This is a genomic window from Chromobacterium sp. CCUG 30098, assembly GCF_059916605.1.
In genome coordinates, this window is sequence record NZ_JAUCGS010000006.1 from 136,777 (window position 1) to 152,807 (window position 16,031).

Genomic DNA, 16,031 nt, shown 5'->3' on the forward strand with positions numbered 1-16,031 from the left:
CCCAGATCGTAAACCGGTTCTCAGACTGAGCGTTTGAGCTGGCCGGGCGTAAGCCCGGCATGGCGGCGGAACATGGCGATGAAGGCGCTGTCCTGCGCATAGCCCAGTTCCGCCGCCACCCGGCTTACGCTTTCCCCCTCGGCCAACAGCCGGCTGGCCTCCATCATTTTCAATTGCCGCCGCCAGGCGCTGAAGCTGAGCCCGGTCTGTTGCTGGAACAACCGGTTGACGGTGCGGGCGCTGGCGCCGGCCTGGGCGGCCAATTGCTCCAGCGTGGCCTCGTCGCCGGGCTGCTGCAATAGCTGCTCGGCAATGCGCAGCAGCCGCCGGTCTTGCGGCAGCGGCAGGCTCAGCGCCTGCTCCGGCGCGCGGCCGGCCTCGTCCAGCAACACCTCCACCAGCCGCTGCTGCGCCGGCTCCAACGGCGACAGCGGCCATTCCGCCACCCGTACGATCAATTCCCGCAACAGCGGGCTGACGGCGATGATCTGCGGCCGCCGCGGCAGCGCGGGATAGACGACCGGATCGAAGTACAGGCTGCGATAGGCGAAAGGCTTGCCGGTTTCGGCCTGATGCCACAGCCCCGAGGGAATCCAGGCGGCCATTGTCGGCGGCAGCACGCAGCGGGTGTGGCCGATGCGGATTTGCAGCACGCCGCTGACCGCGTACATCAGCTGCGCGCGCCAGTGGCGGTGCAGGCCGGAGTCATGCGGCGCCGGCGCGTCTATGGCCATGCCGACGATGGGATCGGCGAGCTGGTCCGGGTCCGGCGCCGTGGCGGGCAGGTAGCGCGGCATCTTGTCCGATTCTCAATGTTTTGTGGCTATCCATCGATAATAGGCGTGTCTTCATCCTCCTACAATCCCTGTTCGTTGTTTTTAGGAGGACAAAATGAAAACCGCGATCCGGGCGGCGCCGCTGGCGCTGCTGATTGTATTGCTGGGTTTCCCGCAATTGAGTGAAACCATTTACGCGCCGGCCTTGACCGAGATCGCCCAGGCTTACCATGTCAGCGCCGGTCAGGCGCAGTTGACGATGAGCGTCTACTTTCTGGCTTTCGCCTTCGGCGTGGTGTGCTGGGGCCGGCTGGCCGATCTATACGGACGGCGGCCGGCCTTGCTGGCCGCCCTGGCCTGTTACGGCGCGGGCGCGGTGCTGGCGGTGATGAGCCGCGATTTCACCGCGCTGCTGCTGGCCAGGCTATTGCTGGCCTTCGGCGCCAGCGCGGGTTCGGTTGTGGTGCAGACCATGTTGCGCGACCGCTATCAAGGCCCGGCCTTGCTGACGGTGTTCGCCACCGTCAGCGCGGTGTTGTCGCTGTCGCCGGCCTTGGGCCCGCCGCTGGGCGCCGTGCTGGTGGCCGGTTTCGGTCATCAGGGCGTGTTCGCCGCCTTGTGTGGCTTGGCGGCGCTGTTGCTGCTGTTGTCCTGGAAGCTGGCCGGCGAGACCCGGCCGGCGGACCTGCCGCCGCCGGCGGCCTTGGGCGCGGTGGCGGCCAGGATGGCGCGAGATCCGCGGGTGCTGGCCACGGTATGGCTGGTGGCCGGTTTCAATCTGCTGTTGTTCGGCTTTTACACGCTGGCCCCGTTCACGCTGCAATTGCTGGGCATGCCGGCCTGGTTGTTCGGCCTCAGCGGTTTGCTGGTGGCCGCCGGCGGCCTGTTCGGCGGCGCGGTCAATCGCCGGCTGGCGGCGCGAGGCGGCGCGGAACGCTTGCCGCGCCTGGCCTTGATGGCCGCCGGCGCGGCGGCCCTGGTTCAGTTGCTCAGCGGCTGGCCGGGTCTGCTGCCGACCGCGGCCGTCGGCGTGCTGTTGCTCAGCCAACTGGCGATTTCCGCGGCCTTCGGCTGCGCGATTCCGCCGCTGCTGGCGGGGGCCCTCCGGGATTACCGCCAGGTGCAGGGCACGGCCGGCGCCTTATTGGGCCTGATGTACTACCTGCTGATCGCTGGTGGTCTGGGTTTGCTTGGCGCGGTTTATCAGCCGTATGTCTTGTACCAGCCCATGGCCATGGCGCTGCTGTGCGCGGCGATGTGGCCGGCGGCGCGGCGATTGAATCGGTAGGCCTGTACCAAAAAAACAGCCCGCGGCGATATGCCGACGGGCTGTTTGTCTGTCTGACGCGCAGTGGAGTCTATGACGATCAGGGACTTACCACTTATCCTTGTCACCGGCGAACAGGTTTTCCTCCGCCTTGCGCTTTTTGCCCGCTGTCGCTTTCTTGCTGACGGCGCCGGCGGAAGCCGTGGTCTTGTCCGAGGCCGGAGAGGCGGCGAGTTCGCGCAGTTGCAAGCCGCCTGGGGGCACTTGCTCCAGAGGGATGCGAACGTTCTCCAGATGGCCCTGAGACATGGTGGGCGTGACTTTGTCCACGATCACTTCGCAGCAATCGTACTCGGTGCGGCCCAAGGATTGTCCGGTTTGCGGGTCCTTGATTTCCTCGCCCAGCGAAACCAGCTTGTAGCGCGCGCCTTCGCGCACCGACTGTCCGCCCTGACTCAGCACCACATTGTTGCCGGTGCGGGAGGCGACGGTGATCGGGAAGGTGCGTACCAGAATGGCGTTGACGATGCGATCGACGATCTGTCCTTCCATGCCCTGACGCACCTGCTCCGGGTTGCCGTTGCCCAGCTTGCCCACATTGCCCTTGAGCATGCTGGAGAGCTGAACCTGGCGGTTGGCGACGTTGATCACCCGCTGCGACAGCATCCAGTTGCCGGCGGACTTGTCGTAGTTGAACGCGCTGATGTGGCCGGTCCAGATCAGGTCGGCGCTGATGGCCTGGCTCATCTTGGAACGTTCCGCCGACGGCGCCTGGCCTGAACCGATCATATCCAGTTCCTGGCGGACATCGTCGCCCAGTTCGCGGTCCAACACGGTAAAGCGGCCGGTATTGGTCAATGCGTCCAGGGTTTGCTGATGGATTTCGCGGGCGACTTGTTCCGACGGCACGGCGATGCCGGCTATCTTGAACGAGTCCCGATCAATCATGATCGGTCCCACGACGATCCGCAGCTTGCCGCCGCCGGCCGGCTGGCTGAACTTGGCGATCTTGGCTTCGATCGTGGCCTTGTAGGTCTTGCTCAGCAGGCCGGGCTCTTCCAGTTTGACCAGCTTGAAACCAGTGACCACGCCGCCGGATTCCTGCTGGACATACTCGGTGAAAGCGTGGGCGCTGAGTTGCCCTGCATCCTTGCCGGCCGCAACGCTGAGCGTGGCCTTGAGCTGTTCCGACGCCATGTCGAAGGACACGCCGTTGACTTGCTTGATCGCCAGTTTCAACGCGTCTTCCACCGCCTCGGCGGCACTGGCCCCGGCGCCGGTGGCGCTGGCCGCCACCGACTCTACCTTGCCCACGTCAGGTAGGGCTTGCGCCAGGCTCTTGTTGGCGGCTTTGGCCGGCTGGGGCTGAGCGGCCTCTTCCTTGTGGGAGCAAGCCGCCAGCGCCAGAGCCAAGCCTGCCGCGCCAATAGCGAGAGTTAACTTCATAGGCTCTCCAGAGCAAAATCCCTTGACTTACAGCGCTTGGGTCGCGTCTTTGGGCACGGGGATGTCATTGCTTTTGGCGAAGCTGACGGCCTGTTTCAGCGTTTCATACAGGTTTTTGCTGTTGCTGGGCAGGCTGGTCAGGATGTAGGAGCCGGTGGACAGCTTGGGCAGATCCATCGGGGATGCGCTGCTCAGCGCCGATTTGAAACCGTCGAACTGCTTGGTCATGCCGGCGTATTTCAACAGGCCTTTGCCCAGAGAGGCCAGACCTTCGGTGTAAGTTTTCTTGGCTTCCGCGTCCATGGCGCTACCGGAGGCTTTCTGGCGCTCGCTGATGACTTTGGAGACATTGCTTTGCACCGAGTCGGCCTTGCTCAGATTGTCCTTGGTGGCGCCGGAAGCCAGGGCGTCGGCTTCCGCCTTGGCCAGCGCGGCGGCGTCTTTGGCGCCCAGCGCGTTGGCCATCTTGTACTGGGACAGCAGGATTTCCTTGTTGGCGGCCACGTAGGAGTTCACCAATTGTTCTTGTTGGGACACCAGATTGGCGCCGGCGGCGCTGTTATTGTTGCCGCCGGCCAGGCTGGTGACGGCGTCGAACATGCCGGCGTGGGCGGGAACGGCTGCCAGGGAGGCGGCGGCCACGGCGAGGGCGATCAGGGTTTTGCGCATTATCATCTCCGGTTGATTTCAGGTGTTGTTGTGGTTGAGGGGCTTATTTGAGGCCGACGTTGGTCATCTGGCTCAGCAGTTCGCGGGCGACGTCCTGTGCGGCTTTCTTCAGTGCGTTGACCTGGGCTTCTTCTTCGGTCGGCCCCAGGCCGGCGGCCTGGATCGGGCCGACTTCCGCCTTGGTCTCGGGAATGGATTCGCTGGCGTCCAGCAGCTTGCCGGTGGCGGCGACGGATACGCGGTACATGCCGGTGGCCGGGTCGGTGTCCGCCAGGCGCACGTCCAGGGTGCCGTAGGCGATGTAGGGCACTTTGGCGTTTTGCAAGCCGTTGGCGACGTCGCGCTCGGTTTGCGGCTGCAAGTCGTTGCCGGACTTGAAGTCGCCCTCCACGTTCTTGATCTTCAGCAGGCCTTTGCTGTACGGCTCCAGATAGGCGGCGTCGACCACTTTGAAGCCGGCGGAGGCGAACACGCCGTTGAACACGCTTTTCAGATAGTTGCTGGGGAAGATGGTGTAAGTCTTCTTGGTGGCTTTGCGAGTGGTGCTGCCGCCGGTCTCCGCCGACGCGCGATAGCGGGCGGCGTTCTTGCTGGCCTTGCCTTGTTCCTTGACTTCGATGCTCTGGTATTCGCGGTCATCGAAGCGCTGCGAGCTGTCGGTCTGGCGAGAAACAAAGATGAAGGTCAGCTTGGACTTCTGGCCGTTGCCGGCCTGGGCCACAGCGGAAGTGGACTTGACCGCGTTGTTCAGCTGGGACACGTTCAGCGTGGCGCGGACGGTGACGGTGTACTGCCCCATATCCGGGCGGTCGTCCTCATTGAGGATGGCGGTTTCCAGAATGTAGCGCTCGGGATCGGCTTTGACCTTGTCGCGTATCGCGTCCAGGTTCTGAGTCTGGGCGTCGCCGGCTTCGGCGTAGTGTTTTTCCACCGCGCGCAGCTGGGCTTGCAGCAGAGCCTGGGCCCTGACTTCCGGCGTGACTTTCTTGCCGAACAGCGAGGTTTCGTATTTGACGGTGGCTTGGCCCTTGGCGGTGGCCGTGGCGGCGCTGGCCTGGTGGCCCATCACCAGCAGCAGCGATAGCAATAGTGCGCGAATCATTTGCATGACTTGAGTAGCTCTTGTGTGGACGAAATTTGTTTGTCTATATCCGAGGCCGAAGTAGCTGATTTCAGCCAGGCGCTGCGGTTGCCGGCTAGGTTGTCGGACAACTTGTTGTACAGGCCCTTGATGGCGTCGTAGTAGGCGGGGAAGTCGTCTATCGTGTCTTGGGACGCCGGAACGAGCTTGACTTCGCCGTTCTTGAAGTCCGAGTCCAGATAGCGTTTGCCGGAAACCGGCTCCTGGATTTCGACATGAGAGTAGGCGCCGTAAATGTAGCTGGCGCCGGCGGCGGCTTCGCCGCTTTTGATGCGCTTGAAGCGCGGCAGGTCCAGCGTGATGGCGTAGTCCGCCTCCGGCAACTTCAGCATGAAGACTTCGCCGTCGGAGATGCGCATGGACATCACATTGCCGATGGCGTAGCCCTTGGAATAGGGCAGCAGCGGCACATCGGTTTTGCTGGACAGACTCTCGGCGAACATATCGGCCACCCAGGTTTCCGCGGTGCCGGGAGTCTGGGTCAGCTTGGAGGGCAGAGCCTGGCGGGCTTCAGGCCCCAGGCTCACCTTGGCGACTTGCAGGTAACGCGGCACATGATTGGGCAGGGCCGCCTTGTTCACGATGTCGGCAAAGCGGGCGATGATGCCCGGCTTGTCCTGATCGCCGAAGTACACCGTCTGGAAGCGTCTTTGCATTTCCTTGGGGCTGGGCTCACGGTCGATCAGATCCAGGTGCGCGAAACTGAACGGGTAGGAGCCCAGCACCGTCATGGTTTTGAAGTCGAAGAACATGGCTTGAGCGTTGACCTGAGTCATCAGCTTGGCCACGCCGCCGAATTGTTCCGCCGATACGGTTTCGCCGGTGATGAGCAGCGCCAGCACAATCGCCTGGTCCTGACCTTTCAAGGAGGAAAGGCCGGCCTGATTCAGCTCGAAGTGGCGCGGCGGGTTTTGACTCAGCGCGGCGTTGAGTTGTTTGTTGAGCGGAGCGCCGGAGGCTTGCAGCGCTTTTTCCAGACGCAGGCTGTAGGGAAAGCGGGCGGCGACGGATTTGCTGTCTCCGGAGTAGGCCAGTCCGGCGAAAGTGACGCTGGCGGCTTGAGCGGCGTTGACGACGAGCAAGGCGAGCATGCCGGCCAGACAAGACAATAGGAGTTTGTTACGCACTGCAGAATCCATCCTCATTCTTTTTGGTGAATCTGGCTGCCGTCATACACAGCCTTGATAGTTCACTTGTGAATAGTCTACAAATCAAAAGCCAGCATGATACACCCATGACATTCGATATTCCATTTGTTTAAAAACTTACTTTATTAATAGTTTGTATGTATATGAATTAAATGGAATGATTTGGAGTCGCTGATGCGCGAATGAAGGAGGATGGGCGTTTTGGAGGAGGCGACGAAGTGAGCATGGAGGCTTGAATCTTATGGATTCTTGAGTATTTTGATCAACTCATGGCATTGTGTTGAAAATTTCAAACAGCCATGGAGAGCAGAGCGATGAAACAGGCCAGCGATATCATTGTGTTCCAGCGTCACGACGTGGCGCTGGAATCGTTTGTGGTAGCCGAGGATCGCCGCGTCGCCGGCGAATGCCGGCAAAGCGTGGCCAACCATTATTCCGATCCCAGCGGGCAGTTCCACGCCGGCATCTGGAGCGGTGGGCTGGGCTGCTGGAAAGTGCGCTACAGCGAACACGAGTTCTGCACGCTGTTGCAAGGACGAGTGAAGGTCAGCGACGAGGCCGGGAACAGCGTGGAGTTGAAGCAGGGCGATCACTTCGTGATCCCCGCGGGCTTCGTCGGCACCTGGCAGGTGCTGGAGCCGGCGTGCAAGACTTACGCGGTGTTCGAAGCGCGACACGCCGAGTGAGCCGCGACAAGCAACAGCCCCGCATTGCGGGGCTGTTTTTCGTGGCGGCGGGCCGAGCTTAAAAGGTGAAGCCGGCGCCGATATACATGCCGTCGGCAAGACGACGATTGCGGTTGTTGTCCTTGCGCTCGATGTCGAAGTAGCGATAGCCGGCTTCCACGGTGAACGGTCCAATGGGGTTCCAGCGCACGCCGGCGGTCAGGTCGCTGACGTTCTTGACGCTGCCGCTGGCCATGCTATCGCCGGCGTAATAGGCCTGGCCGTAGAGGCTGAGCTTGGGCGCCAGCTGGATGTTGGCGCGGCCGCCGAGCAAGGCGGCGGTGCCGGAACCGCTGTCCGGGTTCAGGCCCATCAGCTTGCCGCCGCCGGCCAGGGTGACCGGGCCCAGCGGAATCGCGAACTCCAGGCCGGCGCCGCCGGCGTTGCCCTTGTGGTCGCTGTTCAGGTAGTCGATGGAAAGCCCCAGGCCCAGGCCCTGCGGGGTGCGGCTGAATTGCTGGAAGTCCTTGCCGGCGATAAAGCTGTAATCGGCGGCGTGCGCGGCCGCGGTCAGGGCGAGCAGCGCGGCGGCGGCGCTCAGATGCAGAGTTTTCATGGGTCACTTCTCTTGGGTGAGTTAGACAACAAGGGAAGTGACCGCTTTTTAAGTAACAAGTTCGGCGAACCGCCAAATATTCGAGTGTGAATTATTCACTGGCCAGCAAATTCTCCAGCTCCAGCAGCCGGGTTTTGAGGGCGGCTACTTCCGCTTCCAAGGCGGCGACGCGGCCGGCGATGCCCACCTCGATCACGCCGCAGCCGTTGTCGCCGGCGGCCGGCAGCGATTGCGGCTCGCCGCTGAGCAGATGGGCCCAGCGCGCCTCGCGCTCGCCGGGCTGGCGCTCCAGCTTCAGCACCAGCGGCGGGTATTTGTCGGCGAGCGCGTTGAGAGCGGTTTCCACTTCCTCCACGCCGCTGAAGCCGTAGATGCGGCCGGAACGGGTGCGGATTTCCGCCGAGGTTTGCGGTCCGCGCAACATCAGCAGGGCCAGCGCCGCCAGCCGCGCGCCTTCGATATTCCATTCGTAATTGAGCCTGTGCTCGTATTTGGCCACCCGGCTGCCGGCCGGCAGCCGCTCGCTCGCCAGCTTCTTGGCGATCAGGCTGTCCAGCGCCGCGCTGATGTCCGCTTCGGACAGCTGCATCACCGGTTCGCGGCTGGTCAGCTGGTTGCAGGCCGAGGCCAGGCCGTTCAAGGTCATCGGGTAGGCGTCCGGGGTCAGCGCCTGTTTTTCCACCAGGGCGCCCAGCACGCGCACTTCATGCGCTTCCAGTTGATGTGTATCCATCCATGTCTCCGCTTGAGGCTGCCGACGCCGGGGGCGACGGCTGGCCGGATTGGCATTTAGCGATTCTAGCGCGGTTGGCGGGCCCTACGCACGGTGAGATCATGGTCTTGGCTTGACAGCGGCCGGCGCGCTTGCCACGCTGTGCGGTTTTTGTCGATGGTGGGGAGGGTGCGATGACGCGAGTGGACGTGTTGCTGGTGGAACTGGGCCTGGCGGCTTCGCGCACGGCGGCGCAGAATCTGATCGCCGCGGGGCGGGTCCGTTGCGACGGCGCGCCGGTGAGCAAGCCCAGCCAGAAATGCGCGCCGGGCAGCCGCTTCGAGATCGCCGCCGATCCATCCGATCGTTTCGTGTCGCGCGGCGGCTTGAAAATGCTGGGCGCGCTGGAGTCGTCCGGCCTGGACCCGCGCGACGCGCTGGCGCTGGACGTGGGCCAGTCCACCGGCGGTTTCAGCGACTGCCTGCTGCAGCAGGGCGCGCGGCGAGTGGTGGGCGTGGACGTGGGGCACGATCAATTGCATCCGCGGCTGCGGACGGACGCGCGCCTGCGTTATTTCGAAGGGGTGAACGCCAGGGCGCTGGACCACGCGGCCCTGTTGGCGGCCAACGAGGGTTTGCCTTTCGACCTGATGGTGTGCGACGTGTCCTTCATTTCGCTGACCCTGGTGCTGCCCTCGGCGCTGCCCTTGATCCGTCCCGGCGGTCACCTGCTCAGCCTGGTGAAGCCGCAGTTCGAGGTGGGGCGCGAAGGTTTGGCCAGAGGCGGCATCGTACGCGACGAGAGCCTGTACCCGCGCGTGCGGGACAAGATCAGCGAGGCGGTGCGGGAGCAGGGCTTTGAGCTGCTGAAGTGGTTCGACAGTCCGATCACCGGCGGCGACGGCAACCGCGAGTTCTTCATCTACGCGCGCAAGCGCTGAGCGGCGCGAGGCGACGCCTTGTTATGATGAAGGCATCGCCAGGGCCGCGCGTCGCGGTTATTATTCCGCTTGGCCGAACTCGCTTTGCTCGCTGCGCAGAACCATGACGGGACAGTTGGCGCGGCGCAGCAGGTTCTGGGCGAAGCTGCCCAACAGCAGATGGGCGATGCCGCTGCGGCCATGGGTGCCGAGCACGACCAGGCCGGCTTTGTGGCTGTCCGCGTAGCGCACCAGCAGTTCCGCCATGTCGGCGCCGCCGTCCCAGCTTTCCGCCATGTGGATCTGCACCTGTTCCACGCCGGCTTCCACCGCCTGTTTGCGCGCCTGTTCCAGCACGCGGTTGCCGTCGCGGAAGGCTTGATCGTGCAGTTCGTGGGTGCCGAGCAGGCCGACGCCTTCCACCGCCAGATCGCGCAGGCTGGCGATGTGGAACAGGGTCAGGCTGGCTTTGCAGAACTTGGCGACGCGAATGGCTTCCAGCAGCGCCTTGTCCGAATTGCTGCTGCCGTCCAGCGCGGCGATGATGTGTTGGTACATGTCCGATGTCCTTTATGGCTGGTGAGACAGGGGGATTATCGTGACAGCATATCGCGGCGGGCGGCCCAGGCCAAGCCGGCATGAACCGGGTTTGACCTGGCGCAAGGCGTTGACGGCGGGGCGAGGCGGTGTTTTACAATGACATCCTCAGTTAAAGGTTTGATTTGAAATGTTTGTTTTTCTATTGATCGTGGGCGCGTGTTTGCTGGCTTTGCTGGGGTGGATTGTGTACTCGCGCCGTGCGCCGCGCCAGGTCACGAGGACGCGCGCCGAGGACAAGGTGTACGCCTTGAATACCCAGATCCGCAGCGTGGAGCCGCCTGAGCATTCCACCGGGGCGGCCTTCGGCGTGTTGCTCAAGGCCGCGCGCGGCGACCGCGCCGCGGTGGAAAAGTGGATCGTGGCCGAGCAATACCGCGGCAGCGTGCCGGTCAGCCGCGAGGAGGCGATCGAACTGCTGGCGCGGCGGCTGCTGTTGAGCCGCAACTGAGGCGCTTGGCGCGAGACAATGCAAACAGGCCCGCATCAGCGGGCCTGTTTGCATTGGTCAATGGGTTCTCAGGCCAGCAGACCCAGGTATTGACGCTCCCACGGCGTGATCTGGCTGTGGTAGTGAGTTAGTTCCACCTCCTTCACCGCCAGATAGGCGGCGCTGAACTCCGCGCCGAACAGCTGCGCGGCGGCGTCGCCGCCGGCCATCGCCTCGCAGGCGGCGTCCAGAGTATTGGGCAGGCTGGCGCGTTCGCTCTTGAACACATTGCCGGTGGCGGGCTCGCTGGGCTGCAAGCGGCCTTCTATGCCCAGCAGGCCGGCGCCCAGGCTGGCCGCCAGCGACAGATAGGGGTTGGCGTCGCAGCCGGGAAGCCGGTTTTCCACGCGGCGGCCTTCCGGGCCGGACACCGGCACCCGCAGCCCCACCGAGCGGTTGTCCAGGCCCCAGCTCAGATTGACCGGTGCGGCCATGCCTTTGACGAAGCGGCGGTAGGAATTGGGGCTGGGGCAGAACAAGGGCATCAGTTCCGGCAGATAACGCTGCAGGCCGGCGATGAAGCCGTAGAAGGTTTCCGAGGCTTCGCCGTCGGCGCGGCTGAAGACATTGTCGCCATGCTGGTCCACCACACTTTGGTGCAAGTGCATCGAACTGCCCGGCTGGCCCGGCAGCGGCTTGGCCATGCACACCACGCTGAGGCCGTGGCGGTTGCCTATCTCCTTAAGCGCGGTCTTGAACAGGAAGGTTTGGTCGGCCAGCGCCAGCGCGTCGCCGTGTTTGAGGTTGATTTCAAACTGGCTGGGGCCCATTTCGTGGACGAAGGTGTCGGTGGCGATGCCCAGCATTTCGCAGGCGCGGTAGAGATCGTCGAAATAGGCTTCCAGATCGTTGAGCGAGGAGAAGCTGAAGGAGTCGAAGCCGGCTTCGCGGCGGCCGCTGCGCAGCGTGGGCGGCTGAAACGGCTGCTGCGGGTCGCCGTGGGCGGCGAAGATGTAGAACTCCAGCTCCGGCGCCACCACCGGCGTCCAGCCGAGCGCCGCGTAGCGCGCCAGCACTGCTTTCAGCGCCGAGCGCGGCGCCAGCGGCGCCAGGCTGCCGTCATGGTCCACGCAGTCGCAGATCACGCTGGCGCGCGGGGTCTTGGCCCACGGCACCTGGCGCAGGGTGGCGAAATCCGGAACCAGGGTGACGTCCGGATCGTGCTCGCCGTAGTAGCGGTAGTCCGGGAATTCGCCGATGCAACTTTGGATGGGCACCGCCCGCGCGATGCGCAGCGGCTGCCCCTTGATGAAGGCCTTGGCCGGCAAGGTTTTGCCGCGGGCAAAACCGTGCACGTCGGCGAAAGCCAGTTCTACGTCACGAACATTCTGTTGAATCAGCCATTCGGCCAAGTCCGCCGGGATGGTGGCCTGGGACATGAATCTCTCCCGATGCGCTTGCGCATTATTGTTTGCATGTTTGGGTCTGTCTGTCCGTGGCTTTGTTTTATTTTTGGAGCGTTTGCTCTGCGCACATTATGCCATCAGGCAGGGGCGGGAGGGCAAGCCCGGAATGAAGGCGGCAAAAAGCCCCGGCGGAGCGGGGCTTGGGGAAGGCTGGGAAGGGGTTTACGATCGCGAGCTAGGGCGAGACAAGGCGTTGCGGCCGAGAAAGCGGAACGTACTCGTGGCGCATGAGTACTTCGACTTTGTTTTCAACGCCGTATCGCCGCCAACAGGCTCTTAGAGGCGGAAACGGCCCACGGTCTGTTGCAGGGTGTCCGCCTGCTGATCGATGGCGCGAACCGCCCCCACCGCGTTACTGACCGAATTCTGGGTTTCCTCCACCACGCCGGCCACCTGCTCGACGTTGCCGGCGATATTGGTGCCGGCCTGGCTCTGCTCGCCCATCGCCACCACCACATTGTGCACATGCTCCAGCGCCTGGCTGGCCTGCTTGCTGATGGCGTCCAGCGTCTGGGCCGCCTGCTGCACCTGCTCCACGCCGCCTTCCACCGCCGGGCGGATGTCGTCCATCTGGCTGGACACGCTGCCGGTTTCGCTGACCACCGCCTGCACAATGGTGGAGATCTCGTCGGTGGCGGAGGCGGTGCGCTCGGCCAGCTTGCGCACTTCGTCCGCCACCACCGCGAAGCCGCGGCCCATCTCGCCGGCGCGCGCCGCTTCGATCGCCGCGTTCAGCGCCAGCAGATTGGTCTGGTTGGCGATATCGCGGATGGTTTCGGCGATGCCGCTGATGTTGCGGGTGCGTTCGGCCAGCTTGCCCACCATATCGCTGGCGCTATGCACTTGGCCGGCGATGTTGCGGATGCCCTCGGCGGCCCGCGCCGCCAGCGCTTCGCCCTGGCGCGCCAGCTCCACGGTGTCGCGCGAGCCGGATTCGGTGTCGCGGGCGCTGGCGGTGACGTGGTCTATGCTCACCGACAGCTGCTCGATGGCGGCGGCGGCGGAACTTGTGGAGGAGCTGGCCACGCCGGAAACGTCGTGCACCTTGTCCATATCGCTGGACAGCTGACGGCTGGCCTGGTTGATATTGGTGGCGGCGAGGCTAATCTCCTCGATCATCTGGCGCAGTTTCAGCTGCATTTCGCGCATTGCCGCCAGCAGGCTGTGCGGCGGGCCCTGCACCACGATGTCGGTGCCCAGATCACCGTCGGCGATGGCCTTGACCACCTGAGCCGCGTAGTTGGGATCGCCGCCCAGAGACTGCATGATGCTGCGCGAGACCAGCAGGATCAGGCCGGCCAGCGTGATCACGCCGATGGCGGCGATGATCAGCAGCGTGCGCGCCTGGCTCCAGAACAGCTGGTCGATGTCGTCGATGAAGATGCCGGTGCCCACCATCCAGCCCCAGGGCTCGAAGCGCACCACGCCGTTGAGTTTGGGAAACTCCCCCTTGCTGCCCTTGCGCGAGGTCTGGATGGTCACCAGGCCGTAATGCTCTTTCTGCAAGGCCTCTTCATAGACCGCCACCGTGGTGCGGCCGTCCGGCAGCGTGCTGCCCATGTCCACCTTGCCCACCCGGTCTTTGTTGGGGTGGAACATCACCACGTTTTGCGGATTGCGGCCGAAGAAGTAGATGTCGTCTACCTTGAGCGCGTTGAGGGCGGCGATGGCTTGTTTTTGGGCGTCGGCGCGCGGCAGGCCTTTTTCCTCCAGTTTCTGGAAGTGGCTCATGGTGCCTTCCGCCATGCGCAGCAGGTGGGTGATTTGCTCGCGCTTTTCCTGGCCCAGCGTGGCGCGGGTGGAGAGCAGCGCCACGGCCGCGATGCTGAGCAGCGCCAGCAGGCTGGCCGCCATGATGATGAACAGTCTGGTATTGACCCGCATGATGTTCGCTTTTCGAAGGTGGATGTCTGATTGTGGGCTGTCGGCCCTGTCTTTGCCGGCGGCAAGGACAGGGCCGGGATTATCGCCTGTTCTAGTATGGTTTTATGACATTACAAGCAACAAGATCAAGGGTTTGGTATTAATACGGAAGGATGAACGCCGCCGGAGGCGGCGTTGCGACGGGGTTTTCAGTCGTGGACTTGCAGCCGGCCGCTGGCGATGGCGGCCTTGAACACCTGGTAATCGGCTTCCACCTGGTCGGCGTAGGCCAGCGCGTAGCCGGCGATGGCCTGGTCCAGCTTGTCGCTGTCGCCCACATAGCCGGCCAGTTGGGCGGCTTGGCCGCCGGATTTGGAGTGCGCGCGCGCCAGCGCCCAGGCGCAGGCCTGGCCGTAGGCGGTCAGCGCTTCCGGCGTGGCGAAGGCTTCCAGCGACGGCGCCGCCTTCATGTCGCGCAACTGGCGCACGTAGAAGTGACGGCCGGCCGGGCCGGTGGTCCAGCCCAGGAACAGATCGCTGGCCGCCTGCATCAGGCGCTGGCCGAACACCACCCGCTTGCCCTGGTGGCCGTGCACGCAGGCCTGGGTGTAAGGCTCCAGCACCGAGGGGCGCGCCTCCTTCAATTGCAGGAACAGCGGCTGGTCGAAGTTGTCCTGCAACAGCATCACCAGACAGCGGGTGCCCACGCTGCCCACGCCCACCACCTTGAACGCGCAATCCACCAGCCGGAAGCGCTCCAGCAACTGACGACGGTCTTCCTTCAAGGTGTCGATGTAGTTGTCCAGCATCGGCTTGACCAGGGCCTCGGCGTCGTCGGCGGACAGCCAGCTGTCGTCGTTGTCCAGCAGGGTGTTCTTGTCGTGCAGATGGAAGATCACCGGCGGGTTGTCGCGCAGCCGCAGGGTACCGTCCTCCAGCTCCGTCATCTTGGGCAGCAGTTTTTCCTGGGTCTGGTGTCTGGCCTTGTCGGACAGCTTGAGCATTTGCTGGCGGATGGCGTCGGTGGGCGCGCGCTCCAGCAATTGTTCGAAGCCCACCTTGGTGTACCACAGCTCCAGTTGTCCCATGCGGGCGTATTCGTTGACGCGGCGGCGGTAGACCTCGCTGGCGCGGCACACCATGTCCCGTGCCTGGCTTTCGCTGAAGCCCTGGCCGCGCGCGGCCAGCACCAGGCTGACCGCCAACCGTTTCAGATCCCATTCCCACGGACCGTGGTGGGTTTCGTCGAAGTCGTTGATGTCGAAGATCAGCTGCCGTTCAGGGGAGGCGAAGAAGCCGTAGTTCATCAGGTGGGCGTCGCCGCAGATCTGCAGCTTCAGGCCGCTGGAGGGATTGGCGGCCAGATCGGCGGCCTGGATCATGGCGAAGCCGCGGAAAAAGGTGAAGGGCGAAACCTGCATCCGGCTGTAGCGCAGCGGAATCAGGCCCTGCACCCGGCCCTGCGAGGTGTGTTCCACCATGGCGAGGATGTCGCGCGGCGCGCTGAGCCGGTTTTCGGCTTGCAGCGTGCGGGAGCAGGTTTGGCGCAGCGCCTTGCCGGCGGCGTAGTGCAGTTCGTACTTGGCGTGGTAATTGGACATGCGGGCTCCTGGACGAAGATCTCTTGTCCAGTGTAACCGCTGGAGAATTTTTGTCAGCGGGACTGGCTGTCAAACGCGGGCTCCGCTTATCCACAAGCTTGTCCCCGTTTCATCCACATTACACACAGCGCGCCGTGGGTTTCAAAAGTTGTGCACAAGCGGAAAAGGCAAGCGGACGCAATCAAACCGGGGGTCTGCCGGAGGCTTTTTAATGTTATCCACAGTTTTGTGCACAGTTTGCGCACACTTTCCACAGCCGCGGGGCCGCGGCCGGCGCTGTCCACAGCCCGGCCGGGGGAGGGACTCAGGCGCGCTGGGCGCAGTCCGTGACCAGCTTGCGCCATGCCTTGCTGTAACTGAGGCCATGGGTGTTCACCGTCAGCTTGCTGGCGTCGCCGTCCGGGCGGATGAGGATTTCCAGCCCGTCTTTCTGGGTGGCCGGATTGGTCAGACGCACGGTCTCGCCGCCATCTCGGCCGCGTTCGCGTTCGATGTATTCGCTGGGAATGCGCAGCTTGCGCATGCGTTCGTCCAGGCAGCTGGCCACGGCGGGCGGCGAGGCCTTGGCCTTCAGCGTGGCGACGGGGTCGCTCAGGTTGGCGAGCGCAGGCATGACCGCGCAGCTCAGGGCGACGCCCAGCACGGTTTGAAGCAATAGGGATTTGCAGTGTTCGATCAGAATGGGCATGGCGTTCTTGCGTCGGGACGGGATAT

General features: G+C 63.8%; 16 protein-coding genes. 4 read left to right on the plus strand and 12 right to left on the minus strand.

The features are described from left to right. Window positions 1-20: 20 nt before the first annotated feature. Window positions 21-797: an AraC family transcriptional regulator gene (locus QUG03_RS15005; protein WP_500820333.1), complete on the minus strand. Its 777-nt coding sequence runs from the start codon at window positions 795-797 to the stop codon at window positions 21-23. 94 nt (window positions 798-891) lie between these two features. Between QUG03_RS15005 and QUG03_RS15010 the strand changes: the two genes are divergently transcribed. After that, window positions 892-2,064, plus strand: coding sequence for an MFS transporter (locus tag QUG03_RS15010; protein WP_500820334.1), 1,173 nt, complete (start codon window positions 892-894; stop codon window positions 2,062-2,064). Window positions 2,065-2,151: 87 nt separating this feature from the next. Here QUG03_RS15010 and QUG03_RS15015 read toward each other — a convergent pair whose 3' ends face one another. Genes QUG03_RS15015 through QUG03_RS15030 form a run of 4 tightly spaced genes read right to left on the minus strand, consistent with a single transcriptional unit; the run spans window position 2,152 to window position 6,426 of the window. Further along, a complete protein-coding gene (locus QUG03_RS15015; protein ID WP_500820335.1) occupies window positions 2,152-3,489 on the minus strand; it encodes a CsgG/HfaB family protein in 1,338 nt (445 codons plus the stop codon). Window positions 3,490-3,516: 27 nt separating this feature from the next. After that, complete coding sequence (locus tag QUG03_RS15020) at window positions 3,517-4,158, minus strand: hypothetical protein (RefSeq protein ID WP_043592370.1); 642 nt, start codon at window positions 4,156-4,158, stop codon at window positions 3,517-3,519. A 43-nt stretch (window positions 4,159-4,201) separates the two neighbouring features. Continuing rightward, window positions 4,202-5,266: a hypothetical protein gene (locus tag QUG03_RS15025; RefSeq protein WP_500820336.1), complete on the minus strand. Its 1,065-nt coding sequence runs from the start codon at window positions 5,264-5,266 to the stop codon at window positions 4,202-4,204. Then, window positions 5,257-6,426 (minus strand): hypothetical protein, encoded by a 1,170-nt coding sequence (locus tag QUG03_RS15030; RefSeq protein WP_500820338.1) that lies wholly within the window; start codon window positions 6,424-6,426, stop codon window positions 5,257-5,259. Before QUG03_RS15030 ends, QUG03_RS15025 begins: the two co-directional genes overlap by 10 nt. A gap of 335 nt (window positions 6,427-6,761) precedes the next feature. Between QUG03_RS15030 and QUG03_RS15035 the strand changes: the two genes are divergently transcribed. After that, the gene (locus QUG03_RS15035) at window positions 6,762-7,133 is read left to right on the plus strand and encodes a cupin domain-containing protein (protein WP_500820339.1); all 372 of its coding nucleotides are present in this window, start codon (window positions 6,762-6,764) and stop codon (window positions 7,131-7,133) included. A gap of 58 nt (window positions 7,134-7,191) precedes the next feature. Here the strand turns inward: QUG03_RS15035 and QUG03_RS15040 are convergent, their stop codons facing one another. After that, entirely contained in the window at window positions 7,192-7,728 is a 537-nt protein-coding gene (locus QUG03_RS15040) for a YfaZ family outer membrane protein (RefSeq protein WP_474455437.1), read from the minus strand. Window positions 7,729-7,819: 91 nt separating this feature from the next. Beyond that, window positions 7,820-8,461 (minus strand): YceH family protein, encoded by a 642-nt coding sequence (locus QUG03_RS15045; RefSeq protein WP_107797836.1) that lies wholly within the window; start codon window positions 8,459-8,461, stop codon window positions 7,820-7,822. 173 nt (window positions 8,462-8,634) lie between these two features. Here QUG03_RS15045 and QUG03_RS15050 point away from each other — a divergent pair, with 173 nt between their 5' ends. Next, window positions 8,635-9,381 carry a TlyA family RNA methyltransferase gene (locus QUG03_RS15050; RefSeq protein WP_107797837.1) on the plus strand — a complete coding sequence of 249 codons (747 nt, stop codon included), beginning with the start codon at window positions 8,635-8,637 and terminating at the stop codon, window positions 9,379-9,381. 60 nt (window positions 9,382-9,441) lie between these two features. Here QUG03_RS15050 and QUG03_RS15055 read toward each other — a convergent pair whose 3' ends face one another. Then, window positions 9,442-9,918, minus strand: coding sequence for a universal stress protein (locus tag QUG03_RS15055; protein ID WP_107797838.1), 477 nt, complete (start codon window positions 9,916-9,918; stop codon window positions 9,442-9,444). 169 nt (window positions 9,919-10,087) lie between these two features. Between QUG03_RS15055 and QUG03_RS15060 the strand changes: the two genes are divergently transcribed. Continuing rightward, complete coding sequence (locus tag QUG03_RS15060; protein ID WP_146176546.1) at window positions 10,088-10,408, plus strand: hypothetical protein; 321 nt, start codon at window positions 10,088-10,090, stop codon at window positions 10,406-10,408. A gap of 68 nt (window positions 10,409-10,476) precedes the next feature. On the opposite strand, the gene QUG03_RS15065 is transcribed toward QUG03_RS15060, so the two are convergent. The 4 genes from QUG03_RS15065 to QUG03_RS15080 all read right to left on the minus strand — a co-directional run bounded on the left by QUG03_RS15065 (window position 10,477) and on the right by QUG03_RS15080 (window position 16,005). Beyond that, on the minus strand, window positions 10,477-11,826 hold the full coding sequence (locus QUG03_RS15065; RefSeq protein ID WP_107797840.1) for a glutamine synthetase family protein: 1,350 nt from the start codon (window positions 11,824-11,826) through the stop codon (window positions 10,477-10,479). A gap of 303 nt (window positions 11,827-12,129) precedes the next feature. Beyond that, window positions 12,130-13,737 carry a methyl-accepting chemotaxis protein gene (locus tag QUG03_RS15070; protein ID WP_107797841.1) on the minus strand — a complete coding sequence of 536 codons (1,608 nt, stop codon included), beginning with the start codon at window positions 13,735-13,737 and terminating at the stop codon, window positions 12,130-12,132. 188 nt (window positions 13,738-13,925) lie between these two features. Beyond that, the gene (locus QUG03_RS15075) at window positions 13,926-15,317 is read right to left on the minus strand and encodes a DUF2252 domain-containing protein (RefSeq protein ID WP_235084936.1); all 1,392 of its coding nucleotides are present in this window, start codon (window positions 15,315-15,317) and stop codon (window positions 13,926-13,928) included. 304 nt (window positions 15,318-15,621) lie between these two features. After that, the gene (locus QUG03_RS15080) at window positions 15,622-16,005 is read right to left on the minus strand and encodes a hypothetical protein (protein ID WP_107797843.1); all 384 of its coding nucleotides are present in this window, start codon (window positions 16,003-16,005) and stop codon (window positions 15,622-15,624) included. Between the last annotated feature and the right edge of the window lie 26 nt (window positions 16,006-16,031).